This is a genomic window from Nonomuraea rhodomycinica (assembly GCF_013363995.1).
Classification (GTDB): Bacteria; Actinomycetota; Actinomycetes; order Streptosporangiales; family Streptosporangiaceae; genus Nonomuraea; species Nonomuraea rhodomycinica.
The window spans coordinates 1-279 of sequence record NZ_JABWGO010000089.1 but is presented as its reverse complement, the minus strand read 5'-3'; the positions used below and the strand labels follow the sequence as shown (position 1 = coordinate 279).

Annotated in this window: 1 pseudogene; it reads left to right on the top strand. The window is 74.2% G+C overall.

The annotated features are described in order from the left end of the window. A pseudogene (locus HT134_RS44530) lies at positions 1 to 279 on the top strand (roadblock/LC7 domain-containing protein); the annotation flags it as partial.

Sequence of the window (279 nt, the reverse complement as noted above, 5' to 3'; positions counted from 1 at the left end):
CCCGCCCGACCGGGCCGACCAGCTCGCCGCGGTCTCCGCCGGCCTGCTGAGCCTCACCGTGGGCGCGTCCCGCGTCTTCGAGGGCGGCTCCGTGACGCAGACGGTCGTCGAGATGGAGCGCGGCCTGCTCATCGTGATGGCGATCAGCGACGGCTCGGTGATCACCGTGCTGGCCGCGCCCGACTGCGACATGGGTCTGGTGGCCTAGCAGATGACCCTGCTCGTCGACCGGGCCGGCCAGGCGCTGACGCCGGCCCTGCGCGCCGAGCTCCAGGCTGC